This window comes from Kamptonema formosum PCC 10802 (assembly GCF_000332335.1).
In the GTDB taxonomy this organism is placed as follows: domain Bacteria; phylum Cyanobacteriota; class Cyanobacteriia; order Cyanobacteriales; family Oscillatoriaceae; genus Oscillatoria.
Genome location: NZ_KB235949.1, coordinates 341,069 through 364,780, shown reverse-complemented (window position 1 = coordinate 364,780; position 23,712 = coordinate 341,069). Strand labels below are relative to the sequence as shown.

The 23,712-nt window shown below is 53.9% G+C and carries 16 protein-coding genes; 15 read left to right on the top strand and 1 reads right to left on the bottom strand.

Annotated features, from left to right (window positions below):
- Positions 1 to 373: 373 nt before the first annotated feature.
- From OSC10802_RS55995 to OSC10802_RS51765, 6 genes are all read left to right on the top strand, one after another.
- Complete coding sequence (locus OSC10802_RS55995; protein ID WP_255349214.1) at positions 374 to 496, top strand: hypothetical protein; 123 nt, start codon at positions 374 to 376, stop codon at positions 494 to 496.
- Between the two features lie 298 nt (positions 497 to 794).
- Complete coding sequence (locus tag OSC10802_RS42815) at positions 795 to 2,459, top strand: ATP-binding protein (protein ID WP_017720866.1); 1,665 nt, start codon at positions 795 to 797, stop codon at positions 2,457 to 2,459.
- A gap of 563 nt (positions 2,460 to 3,022) precedes the next feature.
- Entirely contained in the window at positions 3,023 to 3,163 is a 141-nt protein-coding gene (locus tag OSC10802_RS51770; RefSeq protein WP_155968977.1) for a hypothetical protein, read from the top strand.
- Between the two features lie 31 nt (positions 3,164 to 3,194).
- Positions 3,195 to 3,905 carry a response regulator transcription factor gene (locus OSC10802_RS0132080; RefSeq protein WP_017720864.1) on the top strand — a complete coding sequence of 237 codons (711 nt, stop codon included), beginning with the start codon at positions 3,195 to 3,197 and terminating at the stop codon, positions 3,903 to 3,905.
- A 202-nt stretch (positions 3,906 to 4,107) separates the two neighbouring features.
- Entirely contained in the window at positions 4,108 to 5,835 is a 1,728-nt protein-coding gene (locus OSC10802_RS0132070) for a putative bifunctional diguanylate cyclase/phosphodiesterase (RefSeq protein ID WP_017720862.1), read from the top strand.
- Positions 5,836 to 6,096: 261 nt separating this feature from the next.
- The gene (locus tag OSC10802_RS51765) at positions 6,097 to 6,405 is read left to right on the top strand and encodes a hypothetical protein (RefSeq protein WP_155968974.1); all 309 of its coding nucleotides are present in this window, start codon (positions 6,097 to 6,099) and stop codon (positions 6,403 to 6,405) included.
- Positions 6,406 to 6,634: 229 nt separating this feature from the next.
- Here the strand turns inward: OSC10802_RS51765 and OSC10802_RS55990 are convergent, their stop codons facing one another.
- The gene (locus OSC10802_RS55990) at positions 6,635 to 6,760 is read right to left on the bottom strand and encodes a hypothetical protein (protein ID WP_017720861.1); all 126 of its coding nucleotides are present in this window, start codon (positions 6,758 to 6,760) and stop codon (positions 6,635 to 6,637) included.
- A 236-nt stretch (positions 6,761 to 6,996) separates the two neighbouring features.
- Between OSC10802_RS55990 and OSC10802_RS56225 the strand changes: the two genes are divergently transcribed.
- The 9 genes from OSC10802_RS56225 (at position 6,997) to OSC10802_RS0132015 (ending at position 23,293) form a co-directional block, all read left to right on the top strand.
- Complete coding sequence (locus OSC10802_RS56225; protein WP_304412236.1) at positions 6,997 to 11,532, top strand: PAS domain S-box protein; 4,536 nt, start codon at positions 6,997 to 6,999, stop codon at positions 11,530 to 11,532.
- 11 nt (positions 11,533 to 11,543) lie between these two features.
- Complete coding sequence (locus tag OSC10802_RS0132055) at positions 11,544 to 12,668, top strand: hybrid sensor histidine kinase/response regulator (RefSeq protein ID WP_017720859.1); 1,125 nt, start codon at positions 11,544 to 11,546, stop codon at positions 12,666 to 12,668.
- Between the two features lie 156 nt (positions 12,669 to 12,824).
- Positions 12,825 to 14,861 (top strand): PAS domain-containing sensor histidine kinase, encoded by a 2,037-nt coding sequence (locus tag OSC10802_RS45050; RefSeq protein ID WP_155968972.1) that lies wholly within the window; start codon positions 12,825 to 12,827, stop codon positions 14,859 to 14,861.
- Between the two features lie 125 nt (positions 14,862 to 14,986).
- Complete coding sequence (locus tag OSC10802_RS0132045) at positions 14,987 to 15,433, top strand: response regulator (RefSeq protein ID WP_026098998.1); 447 nt, start codon at positions 14,987 to 14,989, stop codon at positions 15,431 to 15,433.
- Positions 15,434 to 15,733: 300 nt separating this feature from the next.
- The gene (locus OSC10802_RS0132040) at positions 15,734 to 17,431 is read left to right on the top strand and encodes a putative bifunctional diguanylate cyclase/phosphodiesterase (protein WP_017720856.1); all 1,698 of its coding nucleotides are present in this window, start codon (positions 15,734 to 15,736) and stop codon (positions 17,429 to 17,431) included.
- Positions 17,432 to 17,873: 442 nt separating this feature from the next.
- The gene (locus OSC10802_RS0132030; protein WP_017720854.1) at positions 17,874 to 19,427 is read left to right on the top strand and encodes a hybrid sensor histidine kinase/response regulator; all 1,554 of its coding nucleotides are present in this window, start codon (positions 17,874 to 17,876) and stop codon (positions 19,425 to 19,427) included.
- Between the two features lie 38 nt (positions 19,428 to 19,465).
- Positions 19,466 to 20,188, top strand: coding sequence for an ATP-binding response regulator (locus OSC10802_RS0132025; protein ID WP_017720853.1), 723 nt, complete (start codon positions 19,466 to 19,468; stop codon positions 20,186 to 20,188).
- Positions 20,166 to 21,911 carry a putative bifunctional diguanylate cyclase/phosphodiesterase gene (locus OSC10802_RS0132020; protein WP_017720852.1) on the top strand — a complete coding sequence of 582 codons (1,746 nt, stop codon included), beginning with the start codon at positions 20,166 to 20,168 and terminating at the stop codon, positions 21,909 to 21,911. Before OSC10802_RS0132025 ends, OSC10802_RS0132020 begins: the two co-directional genes overlap by 23 nt.
- 293 nt (positions 21,912 to 22,204) lie before the next feature.
- Positions 22,205 to 23,293 (top strand): hybrid sensor histidine kinase/response regulator, encoded by a 1,089-nt coding sequence (locus OSC10802_RS0132015; protein ID WP_017720851.1) that lies wholly within the window; start codon positions 22,205 to 22,207, stop codon positions 23,291 to 23,293.
- Positions 23,294 to 23,712: the final 419 nt, after the last annotated feature.

Genomic DNA, 23,712 nt, shown 5'->3' with positions numbered 1-23,712 from the left:
CTTGCTCCAGAGCTCCCGAAGCTTCTATTGCTCTAACCAATATGACTGCTGCTATAATCTTCCTATCTGCCCAAAGGAGACAGAGCCGACCGGATGGCGTTCCCAGGCTCCGCCTGGGAACGAGGGAAGCCTTTTCAGTTACAGGAAAAAATACTATCTACCTCAACTTGACGCCCTGTTGCAATACATTTAATTATCCTCTTCAAGGAGATGTTTGTGTAATTTATAGCAGTAGTCACTTAGATTAGGACATTAGACCTTCAGGGGGGGCGGGACGCCTGCCCTACGTCTATATAGCAGTAAGCATTTAGGAAAGCTACATTCCTGCCTCCCTTGCTCCAGAGCTCCCGAAGCTCCTATTGTCCTAACCAATATGACTGCTGCTAGAATGCTTATAATTTATAGTTTAAAGGCTGCGCTAGCTTTGTTAGACAAGCAGATTAAAAGTCTGGCAGCTGATTGTGGACCGGCGCTGCTGCCAGTGTTTATACTTTAATGTACTGCCGCAATTTCACGGAGGCATATATCCGTATATTCACGGTTGCCAGATTTATAAGTTTTACCGATGCTTAATTGCTGTGTGAGCTTCTAGCATTTAATTGTCAGCGTTTGCCGGCGGCGAGCAGGAAATCGCGGGCTTGAGCGAGGTTGGAGCGGCCTAAAAATCACTATTGGTACGTTGGTTAATCCTGCTGGGACAAGCCCGTAACATCTATGTTACATTAAGAAAAAAAAGATACCGAAATCTCAGCAGGGTGGTTTAAGTGTCAACCGGCTTTCCGGAGTGGTGAAATATGTTTATAACGGGCACGAACGAAATCGACATTAATAAAATCGTTAAGGGGAGTTCCCGCCAGGGCTCGCCAAAAAAAATGCCTTCCTGGGCGCAGCATCTGGCCAACAACGGCGACCCCGAGTTGAAAAAAGGGGTAAATTATATCTGGAATTTATTGAGGCACCCTCTGGGCGGGAACCCGCCGGCTGCGAGCCATTCCTGCCGGGAGGAGCAGCTGTGTGCGGAAGTGGAACAGCTCAGGCAGCAGCTGCAAGCTTCTGAGGCTCGGTTTCGGAATGTCATCGACAAAAATGCTGATGCCATCGTGATTTGTGATGGCAGGGGAAGGGTGCGATTTGCCAACCCGTCGGCGGAATGCCTGTTTGGCTGCAGCGCGGCGGAACTGTTGAGCCAAGAATTATTCGGGACGCTGGTGGTGGAAAGGCCAGCCTCTGAGATGAACACTGACCTGATCCGGGGGATTGGGGCAGCGGCGGCGTCTGACATGCGAGTCGTGCAGGCGTATGTAGACGTCAGGCGAGCCGGTGGCGGCAGTGCTGTTGCGGAAATGCGGATCGTGGAAACCGAGTGGGAAGGAGAAAGGGCTTTTCTCGCTTCTTTGCGGGACATTACCGAACGCATGCGAGCTTTGGCGGCTTTGCGGCAATCGGAAGCGCGATTGAGAGAGCAAACCCAGCAGCTAGAGAAAACCCTTGGCGAACTCAGGCAGACCCAAGCTATGCTGGTTCAGAGTGAAAAAATGTCGGCCCTGGGCCAGCTGGTGGCCGGTGTCGCTCACGAAATTAACAATCCAGTCAACTTCATCACCGGCAATCTCTCCCACGGCAGCCACTATACCGCTGACTTGCTCGGACTGCTGGAACTTTACCAGAAGCACTATCCCGAACCGGTCAGAGAGATTTCCGAGCGAATGGAAGACCTGGACTTCGATTTTATGGTCGAAGACTTGCCGAAACTGCTGGAGTCAATGAAAGTGGGGGCTGAGCGCATCCGACAGATTGTGCATTCGCTGCGGATCTTCTCTCGCCTGGATCAAGCCTCGATGAAGCGGGTTGACATTCACGAAGGTCTGGAGAGCACCCTGCTGCTGCTGCAAAATCGCCTGAAAGGCAAACCCGGGCATCCAGAAATCCAGGTGGTTAAGGAGTACGTCGAACTGCCTTTGGTGGAGTGCTATGCCGGCGAGCTCAACCAGGTATTTATGAATGTCCTGACGAATGCGATTGATGTTTTGGAAATGGAGCACCGGCCATCGGGCACTGGGCATGGGAAAGAACAGGAATGCTCACACTCGCCACAGTGCCCAAACCCTACGATTCGGATTCGCACCGAAGTGGGGAATGGGGCATGGCCAATGGTGCCTGGGGGAGAAGAAAAATCCCCAATGCCCAATGCCCAATCTCCAATGCCCAATCCCCAATTTATTCGTATCCTGATTGCTGACAGTGGCCCGGGCGTAGCGCCTTCGGTTAAAGAGCGACTGTTTGACCCGTTTTTCACGACTAAACCGGTGGGTGCCGGCACCGGCTTGGGACTGTTTGTCTGCTACCAAATCATCGTGGAGAAGCACGGCGGGGTGTTGCGGTGCGTCTCGGAACCGGGTCAGGGGGCGGAGTTCGCCATTGAAATCCCCATTCGCCAGAGGTTAGGGGTGAGGGGTTAGGGGTCAGGTGCCAGGTGCCAGGTGTCAGGGGTTAGGTGTCAGGGATTAGCAGAGAAGCAGATCAGCTATGACGCATTTAATTCGCATTAAACATCACTATTTTATCGCTTCCAGAGCAATCTGGGAAAGCAATCTGGAGGCTCTGCCCCCATACAGTGGAAAAGCAGGTTAAAAGCCTAACAGCTTATTTCCCGAACCCGCACCATGCAATTTTTGATATGCTTTTTACCGGATAATATAAAGGTTGCCCAAGGCGACAAAGTGGGCGTTACAGCTGGGGAACCGACGCACAATGCCAGGTGCCGGAGAGGCGCGACAGGTGCCACACCCAAAGATTTATATTCTTCCGAAAGAATGGTATGTACAAAACTCGCCGGCGGGCGGGTTTTGTCCCATGCTTTTTTTTCGGAAATTTCGATTCTAGCCATAACCAGTAAGTTTAGGACATGGGCATTGCGGCGGGCCAGGGGCAGTGGGCGATGGGGCAAAAGCTGTGAGTCTTCCCCATGCGCTATGCCCCATGCGCTATGCCCCATGCGCATGCTATTAATGTCCTCATCTAAGTGAATACTGCTAGATGTGTTCAGACGCGCTTGCGCAGGCGGGACAGCTTGGCCCCAACGCCCGATGCCGGATGCCCGGTGCCTCACACCAGCGCAGAACGGTTGCCCGCCGATCCAGAAGGCACCTATCCTGAGATATAGTAGGGGCATTCTGGGGGATTTGACAAAAGTAATGATGCACAAGATTCTGGTGATTGAGGACGAGAAACCAGTTTTAACCAATATCCTAGAAATTCTCACCTCTGGTGGGTTCAGCGCCATTGGCGCTGAAAACGGCACGAGCGGGGTGCAGCTGGCCTTGGAACACCTCCCCGACTTGATTGTCTGCGACGTGATGATGCCAGAACTTGACGGTTACGGGGTGCTGACTCAGCTGAGAAGTGAGCCGGCGACCGCTACGATTCCGTTCATTTTTCTGACGGCCAAGGCGGACAAGAACGATCTGCGGCAAGGGATGACCTTGGGGGCAGACGACTACCTCACCAAACCCTTTCGGCGCAAAGAGTTGCTGGAAGCGATTAGCGCCCGACTCGCCAAACATCAAGCGGTGATCCAGCAATACATGGCTGAGCGCCAGCGGGCTGAAGCCCTGCAACAAAAAATGCAGGAACTCCAGCACATAAACGAAACCCAGAAAGGGCTGCTGAAAAAGCTGATTTCAGATTTGTCCAATCCCCTGTCCAATATCAATATGGCGATCCGGCTGCTGAAAAATCCGCCGCCGGGAGGCAACAGCGAGCGCTATTTGGAGATTTTGCAGCAAGAGTTTGACCGGGAAATAGCCCTGCTCAATCAAGTGTCTGAGTTGCAAAATCTGCTGACGCCGGATAACATCCGGCTGCTGCGGCAATTTAACCTGCTGAACTCAAAAATCGAGCGCTGACCGCTGCGGGGGAATCCGTTTGATTGCTGCCGCCCGGGCTCGCCCGCCCCGAAAAGGGATGGAACTGTGCCACGAGAGGGATTTTCCATAAGAGCTATTATTTAAAATTTCAAAGCGCCTGTGCTGCTGCACCTACTAATATTGGGAAAAAGCTTTTATGCAGTTTTCAAATTTACCGCAATCTCCGCACTCTCAAAGTCTAATGCCAAAGATTCTAGTTATCGAAGATGAGGCTCTTGTGCGAGCCAACATTCTGGAAATCCTTGACTCTAGTGGGGATTTCGACGCCCTGGGCGCAGAAAACGGTTTGGTCGGGGTGCGGCTGGCTCGGGAACACCGGCCCGATTTGATTGTGTGCGACATTATGATGCCGGAACTCGACGGGTACGGCGTCCTGGAGGCCCTGAGAGCTGACCCCGCTACCGCCGCGATTCCTTTCATTTTTCTCACCGCTAAGGCGGACCAAGGCGACCTGCGCTTTGGCATGAACTTGGGTGCTGACGATTATCTTACCAAACCCTTTCGGCGCACTGAGCTGCTGGTGGCGATCTCCACTCGTCTGCAAAAACAAACCGCCGTGGCGAACCGGTACAGTATCGAACTCAAGCAGGCAGAAGAACGGCTCAATTACCTGCTGCACTACGACAGCCTCACCCATCTCCCCAACCTGCAGCTGCTGCGAAACCGCCTGCGAGAGCTGATGGCCAAAGCAACCCGCCACCAGCAAAGCCTGCCGGTGCTGTCTCTGGATCTGGACCGCTTCAACCGGCTCAACCAGACCCTAGGCTATGAGGTGGGCGACGGGCTGCTCAAAGCTGTGGCTCACCGGCTCGGGGTTTGTGTCGCTCTTGGGGATACGGTGGCTCGCCTGAGAGCCGACCAGTTTGCCATTGTCCTGGCGGGTGGCGAACACAGCCGGGATGCTGCCGAGACTTGCGCCACTATCCTCAATGCCTTCTGCGAACCCTTCCTCCTCAACGGTCATGAAGTCTTTGTCACGGCAAGCATCGGCATCTCCCTTTACCCGCACGATGGCTCCGACACAGACACCCTGCTCCAGAATGCTGACTTGGCCCTGTCCCACGCCCGGCAGCTTGGCGGCAATCAGTACCAGTTCTACACCCCCCAGATGAATGGCATCGTCTCCCGGATGCTCGCGCTGGAGGCCAGCCTGCGCTACGCTTTGGAGCTAGGCCAATTTCAGGTCTACTACCAGCCCCAAGTTCACCTCCAGTCTGGGGAAATTGTCGGTGCGGAAGCTCTGTTGCGCTGGCAGCATCCGGAATGGGGGTTCGTCTCGCCGGCAGAATTTATCCCCCTCGCCGAACAGACCGGCCTGATTTTGCTCATCGATCACTGGGTCTTGGAAACCGCCTGCGCCCAGATCGTCGCCTGGAATCGCGCTGGTCTGCCGCCTGTCAGAATCGCCGTGAACCTGTCGGGCCGCCAGTTCCAGCAGCCCAATTTTAGCGAAAGAGTCCTCGAAATCTTGCTGGGTGCCGGCGCTGACTCTCACTATCTAGAACTAGAGCTTACAGAAAGAATCATCATCCAAACCGTTCAAAAAAATGTCGAAATTTTAAAAGCTTTAAAAGGCCACGGTATTCAAATAGCTGTTGACGATTTTGGCACAGGATACTCTTCTTTAAATTATCTCAAAACATTTCCCTTTGATATCATAAAAATAGACGGTTGCTTTGTCCGGCATATCGACCGCGATTCCAAAAACGCCGCCATTACTAGCGCTATTATTCAAATGGCCCACAGCCTGAATCTCAAAGTGATTGCAGAGGGCGTGGAAACGGAAGCGGAACTCGCTGTCTTGCGCCAATACGGGTGTGATGCCATGCAGGGCTATCTGTTCAGCCGGCCCGTCCCAGCCGCAGAGTTTGAGCGGATGCTGCAGTCTGGCAAACGCTTGCCGGTTTAGGGAAGATTTTGGATTTGGGATTTGGGATTTTGGATGGGGCATGGGGCATGGGGCATGGGGCATGGGGCATGGGGCCAATTATCGCTGCTCTCCTGAAACCTATTTTTTTCCGCATGACTAAACCCCCTTGATGCGCGGGTTTTTAATCCAAAATTCACAATCTATAGCAGTATGCACTTAGGGCGCGGACATTAGATCAAGAGGGCAGGCGAGACGCCTGCCCTACGCCTTTTTCCCTAGGTCACTGATGTCCTAACCAATATGACTGCTGCTATAAAATCCAAAATTGGTATAAGTTCGGCATCTTTACGAACCCCTCACCGGCTCGCCATCCGCAATATTACAGATGGCCGGTGCGCCGGAATCGGGAAGCGGGGAGCGGGGAGGCTCTCGGAGAGAGTCGCCGGTGCCTTCGCCTGCTCTCTGGAGCCTTTTTCTCCGCCACAGCTCCTCCCCCGCCTCCGCAATTTCGGGCAAGATGTCGGGCGGCTTCTTGTGGAAAATACGGAGAACCCGCCCGCTGCCATTTACTTATCAATACAGATGTCAGTGGGGAGGTGCCTCGATTAATCTTAAGAAAAGCAGCAAAGCAAGGCTTCTTCAATCAGCAAAAAAACGCTGTGACGCGGCTGAGGGAGGCCCCATCTAGCTGTGCGTTGCAATTAGAAGTAAACCTTTGGAAGGCAACTGTAACTTTAAAAGAGGAGTGAAAAATTTATGCCGGTGGGGCGCACATCCTGATTGCTGACCCTGATATCACAGCGGTCCCCAAGCTTCAAAAGCGCCCGCACGCAAGGGGCTACAGTATGGTGCGCCCCGCATCTTCTGGAGAGGGGCCATTCAACCGGCAGCGCCCGCCCAGCCAGTTTTGCTGCTGCTGGATATCAGGAAAACCGGCTTTTTTGACGGCACCGGCATCGCTCAACAGATCCGCCCCCGGTTTAATCTTCCAGCGGTGTGCGCTCTTGGGGTGTGCCGGTGGGCAAACTTTACGGGGGGCAAACCTTAGGGCAACTTTCCATTGCTCTTCTCATCCAAAGTGAGGTACCCAGAAACCCGGTTTCTTAAAGAAACCGGGTTTCTGAAGCGCAGTTCATCCAACTGAGAAACGCTCTAGAAATGGATCTCTGCCGGCACAGGAGGGAGCAAAGAAAGGCAGGAATGGCTAGCGACGTTCAGGGAGGTGTGCCGGCGATGCGGCGATGGCCACGCATAAAAATGGGGCCATTTATGAATCCGGTTAACGACCGGGACGCTGCTAGCATCACCGGCTTGCTTGACAAAAATAGAATTATGCGATATAAAAAATTGTCAGCTGAAAGAATGTTGAAATGTAAGCCAAAAAACAAAACCGGCAAAAGAGCGCTGGAGTTGGTTCACCCAGAAGAGGGGGCCAGGATTGTGAGTGCCTTGAATGACTTCATGGAAAATTCAGGTGGGACAGCACCGGCAGAGTGCCGGTTCCGGCATCACGACGGCTCGTGGCGCTCTCTTGGGCCCACCGGCAGCAATCTTGTGGCTGAACCGTGTTTTGCGCAGAGCGCCGCCAGATCCTCGGAGCCGGCAGCAGGCAAGCCCTGGCAAGAAACACGCTTGTCTTGCCAGAGAAAATTCCGCGCGGTTTTCAACAGCACATTCCAGCTGACTTGGCTGCTGGCACCGGATGGCGCTGTGCTGGAAGCCAACCAAACGGCGCTGGAGTTTGCTGGACTTGAGGCGGGGGATGTGACTGGGCGTTTGTTTTGGGAGACGGGGTGGTGGAGTGTGTCGCCAGAGACTGAGCAGGAGTTGAGAGAGGCGATCTCCCGGGCAAAAGCCGGTGAGGCAGTCCGTTATGCGGTGGGGGTGTTCGGGAAGGGGGATGAGGCGCTGACGCTGGACTTTTCCCTCAAGCCGGTGCTCGACCCCATCGGCAGTGTGGCGCTGCTGGTGGCAGAAGGCCGGGACATCACCGAACTCAAGCGGGCTCACAAGGAGCGCCAGCGCTTTTTCAAAAATTCCCTCGATTTGATAGCGGTTGCCGATTTCAGGGGCTATCTCACCTCAGTCAACCCAGCGTGGGAAAAAACCCTGGGCTACCGCCAAGAGGAATTAGAAGGCAAACACTACACCGAATTCCTTCACCCTGACGACTGGGAAGCCACAAACGCTGCATTTGAGAGGGAAATTGAAAGCAAACAGCCTGCGATCGCCTGCGAGACTCGCTGGCGCTGCAAGGATGGTTCCTACAGGTGGCTGTCTTGGAACCGCGCTCCGTTTCCGGAAGAAGGCTTGAGCTATGGGTTCGCCCGCGACATCACCCAGCGGGTAAAGGCAGAAAAAACGCTGCAAAAGCTTAACCAAGAGCTAGAAGTGAGAGTGGAGGAGCGCACAAATACCTTGAGGGCGCTAAACCGGCACCTGCTGTCCGAAATTGTGGGGCGCAAACGCGCCGAGCGAGCCCTGGGCGAAAGTGAGGAGCGGTTCCGCAACTTGGTGGAAACGAGCAGCGACTGGGTGTGGGAAACAGATGAAAATGCCGCCTGCACTTATGCCAGCCCCAAAGCGCGCGACATCCTGGGCTGCGAGCCAGAAGAAGTGCTGGGCAAGACTCCTTTTGACTTCATGCCGGTGCTAGAGGCGCAGCGCGCTGCCGGCATTTTTACTCCCATCGGTCGGGCGCAACAGCCATTCAGCTGTCTGGAGAGCACAAGCACTCACGCTGACGGGCATCTGGTTGTTCTGGAAACCAGTGGGACTCCCATCTTCGACTTAGAGGGCAAATTTCTCGGCTATCGCGGGATGACTCGCGACATTACGGAGCGCAAACGGGCGGAAGCGGCGCTGCGAGAGAGCGAGGAGCGCTATCGGCTGATGGCAGAAACCGCCACCGACATGATCAGCCGGCACACCCCGGAGGGAGTTTACCTGTACGCCTCGCCGGCCAGCCGCACTCTGCTGGGATACGACCCGGAAGAACTGGTGGGTCGCTCAGCTTATGCGTTTTTTCACCCAGAAGATTTGGCCCCCATTGAAAAATCTCACGCAACCATCCTAGAGGTGCTGGACATTTCCACCGTATCCTACCGCATCCGCCGCAAAGATGGCAGGTATATTTGGTTTGAAACAACGAGCCGGAGTTTGCGCGACCCAGACTCGGGGAAGGTGGTGGAGCTGATGGCCGTTTCCCGGGACATCACAGAGCGCAAGCGGGTGGAAGAAGCCTTGCGGGAGAGCGAGGAAAAATTCCGCCGAGTTTTTCAGGACGCGCCGATTGGGATGACCCTCAACGACCTGAGCGGCAAAGGGCTGCAAGTGAATCCGGTCTTCTGCGAGATATTGGGATATACTGAGTCGGAACTGAAGGAGCTGACGTTTTATGAGTACACGCCTCCGGAAGATATTGACAGAGAAACGCCCTATATTGAGGGGTGTTTCCGAGGGGAATTCTCCCGGTATCAAATCGAGAAGCGTTACCTCAAGAAGAGCGGCGAAACGGTCTGGGTGAACCTGACTGCCGGCATAATTCGGGACAGGTACGGGAACCCGCGCTACGGACTGGGCATGGTGGAGGACATCACCGAGCGCGTAGAGGTGGAAGAGAGATTGAGATTGCGAGACAGGGCGATGGCGGCCAGCAGCAATGGGATAATTATCTCTGATGCCAGACAGCCCGATCTGCCCCTGATTTATGTGAATTCTGCCTTTGAGCGGATTACGGGGTACTCGGCAGCGGAAGTGATTGGACAAAACAGCCGGTTTCTGCAAGGAGATGAGAGAAATCAGCCGGACTTGGACAAACTGCGGGCTGCTATTCGAGAGGGGAGAGACTGCACGGTTGTGCTGCGCAACTACAGAAAGGATGGCAGCCTGTTTTGGAACGAGTTGAGCGTTTCGCCGATTTACGATGCCAGCGGGAATCTCACTCATTTTATAGGCATTATAACAGATATTACGGAGCGCAAGCGAGCGGAAGAGGCGCTGCAGCAGGCAAAGGCTCAGTTGCAGGCGGTTTTGGATGCTGTGCCCGGACTGGTTTCTTGGATTGGTTCCGATTTGCGCTACATTGGGGTGAACCGGCATCTGGGCGCAACGTTCAACCTCCCCCCAGAGGCGTTTGTCGGTCAAGATATTGGCTTTCTGGAGCGCCGCCCCTATTTTGTGGAATTAATGCGCCAGTTTTTTGCCGGTGCGGACAGTCAAATCTCCCGAGAAGTGACTGTAGAGGTGGGGGGCGAGTCTCGCAGCTATTTGATCGTGGCGCAAAAGTACGATGGGGGACGCGCGGCGGCGTCGGTGGGGATTGACATTACCGACCGCAAACGGATGGAAGAAGAATTGCGAGCCACAACATCGAGGCTGACGGCACTGATTCAAAATCTGCAAGCCGGCGTGCTGGTTGAAAATGAGTGCCGGCACATTGCGGTGGTCAATCAAGAATTTTGCGGGATTTTCGGCATTCCGGCACCGCCGGAAGCTCTCGTTGGGATGGATTGCGCCGGTGCGGCTGAAGGGTCTAAGACTCTGTTTGCTGAGCCGGAACAATTTGTGCGGCGCATCTCGGAAATATTGCAGGACCAGCAAATTGTTACCAAGGAAGAGCTGGTGCTGGCAGACGGGCGGACATTTGAGCGGGATTACGTGCCGATTTTTGTGGAAAACAATTACAGCGGGCACTTGTGGATGTATCGCGACATCAGCCAGCGCAAGCAGGCGGAAGCCGCCCTGCAGCTGGCAAAAGACCAACTGCAAGCTGTCTTGGATGCGGTGCCGGGGTTTGTTTCCTGGATCGGTGCGGACCTGCGCTACCTTGGCGTTAACCGGCATCTGGCTAATGCCTCTGAACTCACCCCAGAAGAGTTTGCCGGTCAGCAACTCGGCTTTCGCAAGAACAGCCCGCAGTTTACGGAATTTATGCGCCAGTTTATGGCGAGTCCGGAAGAGTCGGCCAGCCAGGTTATTGACATCCAAATCAGCGGCTCTACCCGCAATTACTTGATGGTGATTCAGAAGTACCAGCAAGGCACTGCAGCGGTTTCCGTGGGGATTGACATCACAGAGCGCAAACAAACCGAGGTGCAGCTGCGCTCCTCGCTCAAAGAAAAAGAGGTGCTGCTCAAGGAAATTCACCACCGGGTGAAAAATAACTTGCAGGTGATTTCCAGCTTGCTCAAGCTCCAGTCGGGATATATCAAGGACTCCGAAGCGCTGGCGCTGTTCACCGACAGCTACAACCGCGTCCGCTCGATGGCCCTCATCCATGAGAAGCTCTACCAATCCCAAAACCTGGCCCAAATTGATGCGGCTGACTATATCCCCAACCTGGTTTCTAATTTGTTCCGCTCTTATAGCGTCTCGTCTCAGGATATAAACTTGAAAATAGAGGTGGAAAGTATCTGGCTGGATGTTGACACGGCCATTCCTTGTGGGCTGATGATGAATGAGCTGGTGTCCAACGCGCTCAAATACGCTTTTCCCTGTGGCGGAGCTGGGGAAATTTTGGTAAAATTTTTTAGAACCGGGGAGGGTCAGTGCTGTATGATAGTCAGGGATGATGGGGCCGGCATGCCGGCGGACTTTGACCTTGAGGAGGCGGAATCACTGGGATTGCAGCTGGTCTGGAATTTAACCGGACAGCTGGGGGGTGAAATCGAAGTGTCCTCACCGGCGGACGGCGGCACATTTTTTAAAATTACGTTTCCGGCGAAAATAAATTAGGTAGCGCGTCAATGAATGTAAAAATTTTGGTAGTCGAAGATGAAGTCATCATCGGCATGGATATCAGGAAAACTTTAAAAAAATTAGGGTATGAGGTTCCTTCGGTTGTTTCCGCCGGCGACAAGGCCATTGAGGGAGCGGCAGAAATGCAGCCCGATTTAGTGCTGATGGATATTATGTTGAGAGGCAAGATCGACGGGATAGAAGCTGCGGAGCAAATCCGCCGCCGGTTTAATATCCCGGTCGTGTTTCTGACGGCTCATACAGATTTAAGTACCTTGGAGCGAGCCAAGAAAGCGGAGCCTTTTGGCTATATTGTCAAACCTTTTGAAGAGAGAGAGCTGCACACAACGGTTGAGATCGCAATGGCGCGGCACAGATCCGAATCAGAAGTCCGCAAAGCGTTGCAAAAAGAAAAAGAACTCAACGAGCTAAAATCCCGGTTTGTCTCGATGGTCTCTCACGAGTTCCGCACGCCGCTGTCCACGATCTTATTTTCTGCCGGCTTGCTGGAAACTTATGGCCCCAAATGGCCAGAAGAAAAAAAAGTCACTCACTTGCACCGCATTCAAACCGCTGTCAGACAAATGACGGGGCTGCTAGAGGATATCCTGGTGATCGGGAAAGCCGAAGCGGGAAAGCTGGAGTTTAACCCGGCTCCCCTCGATTTGGAACAGTTCTGCCGCGAAATCGCGGAAGAAATCCAAATCACAGATGTCAACAAGCACTGCATCAACTTTGTCAGTCAAGGGAGGCTAAACGATGCTATAATGGATGATAAAATGCTGCGGCATATCCTCAGCAATTTGCTCTCGAATGCCATCAAGTATTCTCCGGAAGGCAGCACGGTTGACTTTGAACTGACTGCTCTCGAACATAGGGGAGAAGAGCAATCGCCGGCGGTGGTGTTCCGCATCCAAGATCGGGGAATCGGAATTCCCCCAGAAGACGTGGACCGGCTCTTTGAAACCTTCTACCGCGCCACTAACGTCGGCACAATTCAAGGGACTGGACTGGGGCTGGCCATTGTCAAAAGAGCTGTGGACTTGCACGGGGGTGAGATTGACGTAAAGTCGGAAGTGGGTGCCGGCACTAGGTTTACTGTGACTTTGCCCTATACGAATTTTGGATTTTAGATTTTGGATTTTGGATTGACCCCCCGGATATCAAGGATTTTTCGTCCGGCGACAAAAATACTATCTATCTCAAGTGGGTGCTGCAGCCGGTGGGGGCGGGTTAGAGAAATTAGTTAGGGCAATTTAGGGGTGACTCAGTTTTTTTCGGGTTTGATTATGCTATACTTATTCAATAACCTTTTGGTTTCGGGTAAGTTTATCCGGCCAAGTAGCTCCTACTTGGATCTAGCCTTTATCCCTGACGGGACATGCAGCCGGTGGAAGTCAGATATAGCAGTGATGCAGGCTGTTTCCGACTTTTTGACTGTTGTTGTTTCCTACACAATTGCGCTCTGGGTGTTTGACTTGGCCCGCCGGCGAAAAAATTTGCCATTTCGCGGGATGTTCTGGCTGTTAGGAGGTTTCATAATCGCCTGCGGCACTACCCACTTAATAGAGGTTTGGACGCTCTGGAATCGAAGCAATGTGGCCGGAGTTATGAACTTTATTTCTGTGGCCATTGCCGTTGTCATCGCCAGGCGGTTGATGCCCTTAATTCCGCAAGCGTTGGCGGTTGCAAACCTAGCTCAAATAGAAGCGGCTAACCGAGATTTGCAAAAGGAAATAGCCATTCGGCGGGAGGCGGAAGCGGAACTGAACCGCATCTTTAACCTCTCGGCTGACATGCTGTGCGTAGCGGGGGCAGACGGCTATTTAAAGCGCGTGAATCCAGCCGTAGAAACGCTTCTCGGCTACACTCCAGAGGAATTTACAGCCCTACCGTTTCTCAATTTTGTCCATCCCGAAGACAGGGACGCCACCCTTAATGTTGCGCAGAAACAGATAGAGCGCGGCGAGACTGTTTTCTATTTCCGGAACCGCTATCGCTGCAAAGATGGGTCTTATAAATGGCTGTCGTGGTCATCTGTGCCGGTGGTGGCAGAGGGGCTGATATATGCCGCAGCCCGCGACATCACTCCCCTCAAACAAGCCGAAGAGGCGCTGCACCGGCGCTCAGCAGCGATAGAAGCCGCTACAGACGGGATCGCCATTCTCAATAAAAACGGGGAGTACACCTACATGAATCAGGCTCACGCTCGCGTCTATGGCTACGACAGCCCAGCGGAACTTATCGGCAAAACCTGGAAACTTCTCTACAGCAGCAGCGAACTAAAAAGGTTTGAAGAAGAAATTATGCCAGAGTTCTTTATCAAAGGTTCGTGGCGGGGCGAAGGGTTCGGCAAAAAGCGCGATGGCAGCACCTACGCCCAGGAAGTCTCGCTGACAGCGCTGGAAGACGGGGGCTTGATTTGTATTGTGCGAGATATCACCGAGCGCAAGCAAGCCGAAGCGGAAATTAAACAGCTCAATGAGAGTCTCGAACGCAAAGTGCGAGAGCGCACGGCTCAGCTGTCAGCTTCCAACGCCCAGCTGCTGAGTGAAGTTGTCGAGCGCAAAGAGGCACAGCGGCAATTGCAAGAACTGACAGAAAATCTCAAGCGCTCCAACTTGGAACTGGAGCAGTTTGCCTATGTGGCATCCCACGACTTGCAAGAGCCCCTGCGAGCGGTTACGAGCTACACTCAACTGCTGTCCCAGCGCTATCAAGGCCAGCTGGATGCCAAGGCGGACAAGTGGGTCGCCTACATTGTGGATGGCGCGACTCGCATGCAGCAGCTGATTCATGACTTGCTGGCTTATTCGCGAGTGGGGACAAAAGGCAAGGAGTTTCAGCTCACAGACTGCAACGCTGTGTTCAAGCAAACGCTCACAAATCTGCAAGTGGCAATTGCCGAAAAAAATGCCGCAGTGACTTGCGACCCCCTGCCAACTATAATGGCAGATGGGGGGCAGCTCGTGCAGCTGCTGCAAAATCTCATCGGCAACGCTATCAAATTCAGCAGCTCAGATGTGCCGGAAGTTCACATTTCTGCCGTCTTGAAAAACGCTGAGTGGGTGTTTGCCGTCCGCGATAGCGGCATTGGCATCGCTCCCGAGTACGCTGAGCGAATTTTCCTCATTTTCCAGCGCCTGCACTCGCGCCGGGAATATGCCGGCACCGGCATTGGACTGGCAATCTGCAAGCGGATTGTCGAGCGCCACGGCGGGCGCATCTGGGTTGAGTCCCAGGTGGGAGAAGGAGCGACGTTTTATTTTACAATCCCCGCAATCGGACAGTCCACTAAGATCGTGTCCGGTGGATTAACCCCATAAATGCCCCCTCTTCCCCCCCATCCCCATAGGGGGCCCCGAGCCCCCCAACCCCCTCTCCCCTTGTGGGAGAAGGGGAGTAAGAAAACTACTAGATTTTTTGCGATCTCAATTGAACGGACAGTCCTGTGAGTGATATAAGAATGGTCAAGCCCATCGAAATTCTGCTCGTCGAAGATTCCCCCAGCGATGCTGACCTGGCGGTGGAAACCCTGGGCGAGAGCAAGGTTCTCAACAACCTCCACGTCGTAGAGGATGGGGTGGAAGCGCTGGCGTTTCTCAGGCGGGAGGGTGCCCACGCGAAGGCACCCCGTCCGGACGTGATTTTGCTCGACCTCAACCTGCCCAAAAAAAGCGGTCTGGAAGTCCTGACAGAAATTAAGTCTGACCCGCAATTCATGAGGATTCCGGTGGTGATTCTCACCACTTCAGCCGCCGAGGAGGATATTCTCAAGTCTTACTCGCTGCACGCGAATTGCTATATCACTAAGCCGGTGGATTTCGATCAGTTCACCAAGGTGGTAAAGTTAATTGAGGATTTCTGGCTGGCTGTGGTAAAACTGCCGGTGGAGTGAGCGGGCATTTTGGATTGGGCATGGGGCATGGGGCATGGGGCATGGGGCACCGGCTTTTCCCCTAACTCCTAACCCCTAACCCCTAACAGCTAAATAGGGCAGAATATAAGAAGCGAGTAAGCTGTTAGGCTTTTAACCTGCTTTTCCGTTGAAAGGAGGCAGAGCCTCCAGATTGCGTTCCCAAAGGAGGCAGAGCCTCCAGATTGCGTTCCCAAAGGAGGCAGAGCCTCCAGATTGCGTTCCCAGCCTGAGGCTGGGAACGAGAGATAGCTTAAAAATTAAGAAGGAGAAAAAAGGCTGATGACTCAAATCCTGGTAATCGAAGATACCGCAGATATTCGGAACAGCATACTGGATTTGCTGGAAGCAGAAGATTTCGAGGCGATGGGAGCGAAAAATGGCCGTGAGGGCGTCAGGCTAGCCCGGAGCCACGACTTTGACCTGATTGTTTGCGATGTGATGATGCCCGAACTGGACGGTTATGGCGTCTTGGAAGAATTGCGCCAAGACCCAGCAACAGCGAAGATTCCCTTCATTTTCTTGACGGCAAAAGGTGAGCGAACTGACTTGCGTCAGGGGATGAATCTGGGAGCGGATGACTATCTTGTCAAGCCTTGCACCAACGCTGAGCTGCTGGAGGCAATCCGGGCGAGACTGAACAGAGTGGCACAGCAGAATCAAACACTCAGACAAATGTCTGACCGGCTGGAGCGCCTAGAAAATTTTGACCCGCTCACCGGCTTGCCCAACCCGTCGGCTCTCGCAGGAGAGGCGGGGTATTTGCAGCAGGCAATTGCCAAAACTGACAGGAACAGCCGCCTGGTTCCTTTCCTGCTTGTGGGCGCAGACCGGCTGGGGCGAATTAATGATGCTATTGGCTATTCTAATGGCAACCTGATTTTGCAAAAACTCGCTGAGCGGCTAGCTGATTTTACTGGTAAAATTGAGGGGGCCGGTGTTGCCAGACTTGGCGGCGACGAGTTCGCCATCGTCCTGCCGCCGGCGAGCGACCAGGAGCTGGCTGTAGCAACGGCCAGAGAGCTACTCAAGGCTATCGCTCAGCCTTTTGCGATTGCCGGCAAATCGATTCCGCTGACGGCAACTATTGGCATCGCGTTTCACCCGCTCGCCCCCAGTCTCGAAGAACTGCGCCGGCAAGCCGGTGTGGCGATGGGGGAAGCCAAGCGAGAGGGAGGCAATCGCTGCAAAATCTACAGCCGGCCCATGTTTGGACTGGAGACTTCTCAAGATTTACAGCTCGCCGCCGACTTGTACGCCGGCTGGCAGAGAAAATCCCTGCAGGTATTTTACCAGCCACGAGTCGATCTTCGCAAAAATCAAATTGCCGGTGTGGGAGCTGCTGTCCGCTGGAACCATCCTGTGATAGGCTGGATATCATCCGCTAAAGTCCAGTCCCTGGCTGAAGAGTCTGGCTTCAGGCCAGAACTGGACGAGTGGGCGCTGCGGACGGCTTGCCAGCAAGCAAAAATCTGGCAAGCTTCTGGGATATACTTGCGGGTGTCTTGCCAAATGTCTGCCAAAATGTTTGAGTCCGAGAATCTTTACAGGACTGTCGCGGAGATATTAAAGCTGGTCGGGCTTGAGAGCCAGTTTTTAGAGCTAGAGATAGCGGCTGATACGGTAGCGACAGCGAAAAATGCCAATGTGACCGCCTCAAAGTTTCTGGCCTTGAAGCGCTTGGGAGTTAAAACCACAATCAGCCAGTTTGGTTTGGGGCACACAACCTTGAGCTATCTGGATCAGCTGGGGCTTGACAGTTTAAAGATTGAGGGCAGCCTGGTGGCGAATATCTCGCAAAATGCGCCGGCCATCAGTGCCATCATTCAAATGGCCCACGGCCTGAAACTCAGGGCGGTAGCGGACGGGATTTCTGGGGAAGCGCAGGTAGATGTTTTGAGAAAACTGAACTGCGACGAATTCCAGAAGGAAGCGTTTTGGTCTGAGGGGCAAATTAAAAGTATGATGGGAAAAAAGTAGGGCATGAGCGCTCGCAGTCAGGGGCCTTTTTTTAGCCAGGTCGTTCAGGGAATTGGCTCGGTTATTGAGGTCAAGTCTTCTTCTGAAGCGGTAAGAAACCGGGGGCATTCCGTTTTTGCAAAGACTGTCACCCTCACCCCCCTAACCCCCCTCTCCCGCCCTGGGAGAGGGGGGGAAATCAAGAATTCTCCCCTCTCCCCTTGTGGGAGAGGGGTTGGGGGTGAGGGGGATTACAAAAATGGGATGCTCCCTAAGAAACCGGGGGCAGGCACGGGGGCCTGTCCCTACCCTCCTAAGAAACCCGGTTTATGGTATGAAGGCTATTGCTGGGCTAAAGCCCAACTACAAACGTGGGCTAAAGCCCAACTACAAACGTGGGCTAAAGCCCAACTACAAACGGGTGCCAATCTAAAATATAAAATCTACGGTCTAAAATCAAACCATGCCGATTAAAATACTGCTGGTAGAAGATAACCCCGCCGACGCTGATTTCCTGCAAGAACTCCTGGAAGCATCTGCGGGTGTGGAGTGGGAGGTGGTGCCGGTGGAACTGCGGCGGGAAGCGCAAGATCAGCTGAGAGCCGGCAGCTTTGACATCGTTTTGCTAGACCTCTCCCTCCCCGACAGTCACGGATTGGAAACTCTGACGCGCCTGCGGGAAGTCGCACCCGACACGCCGATGGTGGTGATGACGGGTTTGAATGATGAGGCGGCGGCGCTGGAGGCGGTGCGGATGGGGGCGCAGGACTATCTCGTCAAGGGTCAGATCACCGCTCAATTGCTAGTGCGAGCCATTCGCTATGCCATCGAGCGCTCGCAAACCTTGCAGATGCTGCAGGAAAGCGAGCGGCGCTTTCGCGCTATTTTTGACCAAACCTTTCAATTAACTGCACTGCTGGCTCCTGATGGCACTGTGCTGGAAATGAACCAGACGGCGCTCAAGGAAGCCGGTGTCCGCGAAGAAGACGTGATGGGGCGTCCTTTTTGGGAAACGCAAAGTTGGCAGCTCTCACCGGCGCGCGAGCAGCTGCAACAAGCGATTTTGGCAGCGGCGAAAGGCGAGTTTGTCCGCTACGAGGTCGAGCTGCGCGGTGCCGGAGATGCCGTGGCGACTGTTGACTTTTCCCTCAAGCCGGTGTTTGACGAGACGGGGAAAGTGCTGCTGCTGATTGCGGAAGGGCGGGACATTAGCGAGCGCAAGCAAGCCGAGTCAAAAATTATCGAGGCGCTGGAAAAAGAAAAGGAGCTCTCCGCCCTCAGGGCCAGATTTGTCTCGATGGTCTCCCACGAGTTTCGCACCCCGCTCAGCACCATCCTGCTGTCGGCGGGATTGCTGGAAAGTTACAGCTACAAATGGGCGGAAGACAAAAAACAAACCCATTTCCAGCGGATTCAAGCTGCTGTCAAGCGGATGACCGAGTTGCTAGAAGACATCCTGGTCATCGGGAAAGTAGATGCCGGCAAACTGGAGTTTAACCCCACCCCTCTCGATTTAGAAAAGTTCTGTTACGACCTGGTCGAAGAGTTGCGCCGGTCGGACTCCAACCAGCACCCCCTCACCTTTTCTTGTCAGGGCAACTGCGCCGGTGCTAACATGGATGACAAACTGCTGCGGTACATTCTCACTCACCTGCTCTCCAATGCGATTAAGTATTCCCCTCAAGACAGCCCCATTCGTATAGAATTGACCTGTCACCCCGCAGGCGCTGAGTGGGAGAATGGTAGAGATCCCACTCCCGCAATCCCAGAGCCAAACGGCCAAATGCGGGTGGCCGTCTTCCGGATTCAAGACCGGGGGATTGGCATCCCCCCAGAAGACCTCCATCAAATATTTGACGCTTTCCAGCGGGCCACAAACGCCGGCACGATTTCCGGGACGGGACTGGGGCTCGCCATTGTCAAACGGTCTGTCGAATTGCACGGGGGCCAAATTTCCGTGGAGTCGGAAGTGGGTGCCGGCACGACTTTTACCGTAACCCTGCCAATGTCAGTTTAAGGAGCCAGGACTCACTCGGGCTAGGAAAAATTGTTGTGATGACCAAGATTTTAGTGATTGAAGACGAAGCGCCGATCCGCTATAACATTCTCGAACTCCTCAAAGCTGAGAATTTCGATTGCCTAGAGGCGAGCTGCGGTCAAGCCGGCATCCTGCTGGCCAAACAGGAGCTGCCGGATTTGATTGTTTGCGACATTATGATGCCCGACCTCGACGGCTATAGCGTCCTGACAGAATTGCGCTCCGAGCCGAAGACGGCGACCATACCATTTATCTTTCTCACTGCCAAGACCGAAAGGGATGATTTCCGCCTGGGAATGGAACTGGGAGCGGACGACTATCTCACCAAACCTTGCACCCCAGCGGAACTGCTGGCGGCGATCTCCGCCCGACTGAAAAAACATGCCGCCTACACCCAGCAGTCCAGGGCGGAGCGCGAGCGGGCCAAAGGGCTGCAAAAAAGAGTGCGAGAGCTACAGCAGCTGAGCGACACCAAAGAAGACCTGCTGCAAAGACTGTCTCGAGATTTGCGAGATCCCCTGTCGAATATTACGATGGCGATTCAGCTGCTGAAGATGGCCCCTTCCGAGGCAGCCCGCCAGCGCTATCTGGAAATTTTGCAAGAAGAGTGCGCCCGGGAAATTGCCCTGCTCAATCAACTGTCAAACTTGCAAGAGTTGCTGAGTCCAGAAAATGCCAAGATCCTCCAGCGATTTAATCTATTTAGAGAGCAAACCGATGAAAAAGATTCTAGTCATTGAAGACGAAGATACTATTCGAGAAAATATTTTAGATCTGCTAGAGGCAGAAAATTTTGAAGGCTTTGGGGCGGACAATGGCTTGGCCGGCGTCAAGCTAGCCAGAGAGCGCCAGCCGGATTTAATCCTGTGCGACTTAATGATGCCTGTCATCGATGGTTACAGAGTCCTCACCCTGCTGCGCGCCGAGCCGGCCACGGCGAGCATCCCCTTCATTTTCCTCACCGCCTTAGGGGACAGAGCCCACATGCGCACCGGCATGGAACTGGGGGCAGACGACTATCTTACCAAACCGTGCAGGCCCGACGAACTGCTGCGGGCGATCCAGACTCGCCTGGAAAAACAGGAAGCAATGCAGCAGCACTACATGGCTGAAATCCAGCGGGCGTCAGACAAACTCAATGACTTGCTTTACTGTGACAGCTTGACGCAGCTGCCAAACCGGCTCTCACTCGCAGAGCGGTTCAGCCAGATTCTCAACAGCTGCGCCCCCACAGACACAGGCAAACTCATACCCGTCCTGTGCGTTGGTTTAGACCGGTTCAACCGCATCAACGACACCTTCGGACACGAGAGAGGCGACTTGTTGCTCAAAGACTTTGCCCAGCGCTTAACAGCGTCCCTGGACACCGGAGCAACCGCCGCTCGCCTGAACGGCGACCAATTTGCCATCCTTCTCCCACCCGCAGACAAAAAACAAGATGCTGCCAGTGTCGCCCAAACCATCCAAGACAGCCTGTCTCAACCCTTTCTTTCAGACAGTCAAGAAGTTTTCCTCACCGCCAGCACCGGCATCGCACTCCACCCTCGCGACGGCACCTCCCTGGAAAAATTGCTCCAGCACGCCAGCCAAGGGATGCACCTTGCCAAACAGCACGGCGGCAACCAGTATCAATTTTACACCGCTGCTTTCCTGAGCGCCACCCCTGACGATCTGACCCTGGAAACCGATCTGCGCTATGCCTTGGAGCGGGATGAATTCCAGGTGTATTACCAGCCCCAAGTCAGCCTGGAAACCGGTGAGATCGCCGGTGCCGAAGCCCTCTTGCGCTGGCATCACCCAAAGCGGGGGTTAATTTCCCCCGCCAGATTTATTCCCCTCGCTGAGGCCACCGGCTTGATTGTGCCTCTCGGAGAGCGGGTTTTGAGCGCCGCGTGCCGGCAGGCGCAAGGCTGGCACCAAGCCGGTTTTTCCGGTTTGCGAGTCGCCGTCAACCTCTCTAGCCGCCAGTTCAGCCAACTCAACATGCGCCAGCGCTTAACCGATATATTAATAGAAACCGGTTTCAGCCCCACCTATCTGGACTTAGAGCTTACCGAAAGCGTCCTCCTGGAAAATTCCCAAGCCGCCATCCGGCGCTTGAGTGCCTTAAAAGCCCTGGGACTGCAAATTGCCATTGATGATTTTGGCACCGGCTACTCTTCCTTACGCTATTTGCAACAATTCCCCTTTGATATTTTAAAAATTGACCGCACCTTTGTCAGCAATCTCAGCGCCGACCTGAAAAACACGGCCATCACAGCGGCTGCGATCGACCTGGCCCACCACCTGAATCTCAAAGTGACTGCTGAGGGAGTGGAGACAGAAGCAGAGCTGGCCTTTTTGCGGCTGCAACAGTGCGATAAAATACAGGGCTATTTATTTAGCCGCCCCCTGCCGGCAGCCGAGTTTGAAAAGTTACTCCTGGCCGGAAAAACGTTGCCATTTCAGCCGGGCTCGAAATAAAAGAGTCTTGGAAAATAAAACCTGAAAGATATAGAAAACAGGTTGAGGGGAACCGGAAATCATTACATATCAGCTTCCCCAGCAAAACTAACCCTCTGTCTTGCAAAAAGTTTGCCAAACCAGACGGGAGTGAGTTAATCTGTGGGAAGAATTTCAACACCCGCCTGTCACCTCGCCCTTCCCCCTCCTGGGGAAGGCGACGGTAGCTCAGGTCATCAGTCACCAACAGATGAGCGCGGGACGGATTCGCTACTATCGAAACAAAACCCAAACCTAAAACTGACAGGAAATAGATGACAAAGATTTTGGTAATTGAGGACGAGCAAGCCATCCGAGAAAACATTTTAGAACTGCTGGATGCCGAGGAATTTGAAGCCGTTGGGGCAGAAAATGGCAAAATCGGCATCCAACTGGCTGCCCAAACCTTACCGGATTTGATCCTGTGCGACGTGATGATGCCCGAAATAGACGGTCACGGAGTCCTGACGCAGTTGCGCCAGAATCCCGCGACAGAGACGATTCCGTTCATTTTCCTCACCGCCCTCGCCGACAAGACGGACACCCGCAAGGGCATGGAACTGGGAGCGGATGACTATCTCACCAAACCCTGCACCCCTGGCGAACTGCTCACAGCGATCCAGACTCGGCTGGAAAAACAAGCCGCTGTTGACCGGCAGGCGAAGCAAAAGCTCGAGGATCTGCGCAGCAACATCACCTGGTCACTCCCCCACGAACTGCGGACACCCCTGAATGGAATTCTGGGTTTTTCACAACTTCTCCTCCAGGAACCCGAGTCGCTCGAGCCATCCGAAATCCGGGAGATGGCAGAACAAATCCACCGTTCTGGCCAGCGCCTGTACCACCTGATCCAGAACTTCTTGCTCTATGCCGAGCTGGAACTGATCGCCACCGATCCTCAGCGAGTCGGGGCGCTGCGGAGCGCCCAGATTAACACGGTCCAGAGCCTCATTGAAGCCACAGCCAGCGAACAGGCCAAACAAGCCGACCGGCTTGGCGATTTGCAATTAAAACTGGAAGAGAGCCGCGTCAAGATATCAGAAAACCATATGGCAAAACTCCTCAAAGAACTGATCGAGAACGCCTTCAAATTTTCCACTGCCGGCACGCCAGTCACCGTCACCGGCAAAGCTGACGGCAATCGCTATATCCTGTCTGTGACCGACAGGGGACGGGGGATGACGGCGGAGCAGATTGCGGACGTTGGCGCTTACCGGCAATTTGAGCGCAAACTCTACGAACAGCAAGGCTCGGGATTGGGGCTGGCCATTGCCAAACGCCTTGCTGAACTGTACGGCGGTCAATTAAAAATCCAGAGCGCACCCCAGCAAGAAACAGCAGTGGGAGTCACCCTGCCCTGCTGATTTACACTCCCTCCCGGGCTCACTTGAGCCAGCCTAAAAATCAGCACTTTCATTAAGAAAACATCAAGAAACCAGGTTTCTTAAAGCAACCTGGTTTCTGGCAGATCGCACCCGCATGGGGCATGGCGCGCCGGATATGGCCCACCCAGGAAAAAAAATAAATCCAAAATCCAAAATCCAAAATCCAAAATCCAAAATCCAAAATCCAAAATCCAAAATCCAAAATCCAAAATCCACAGTTCCCTATTGCCCCTTGCCCCACCCTCAGAGCTATGATAGGGAGCGAGCGAATTTGCTATAAAACTCCTCCCCCCTCCTTTTCCCGGCATCCGCAAACTCACGGAAATAACGATCCGGTAAATTGCCCATGACAGCCGGGATAGTTTTAAGCTTTCCTTAAGACAGCAGCCGGCACGCTG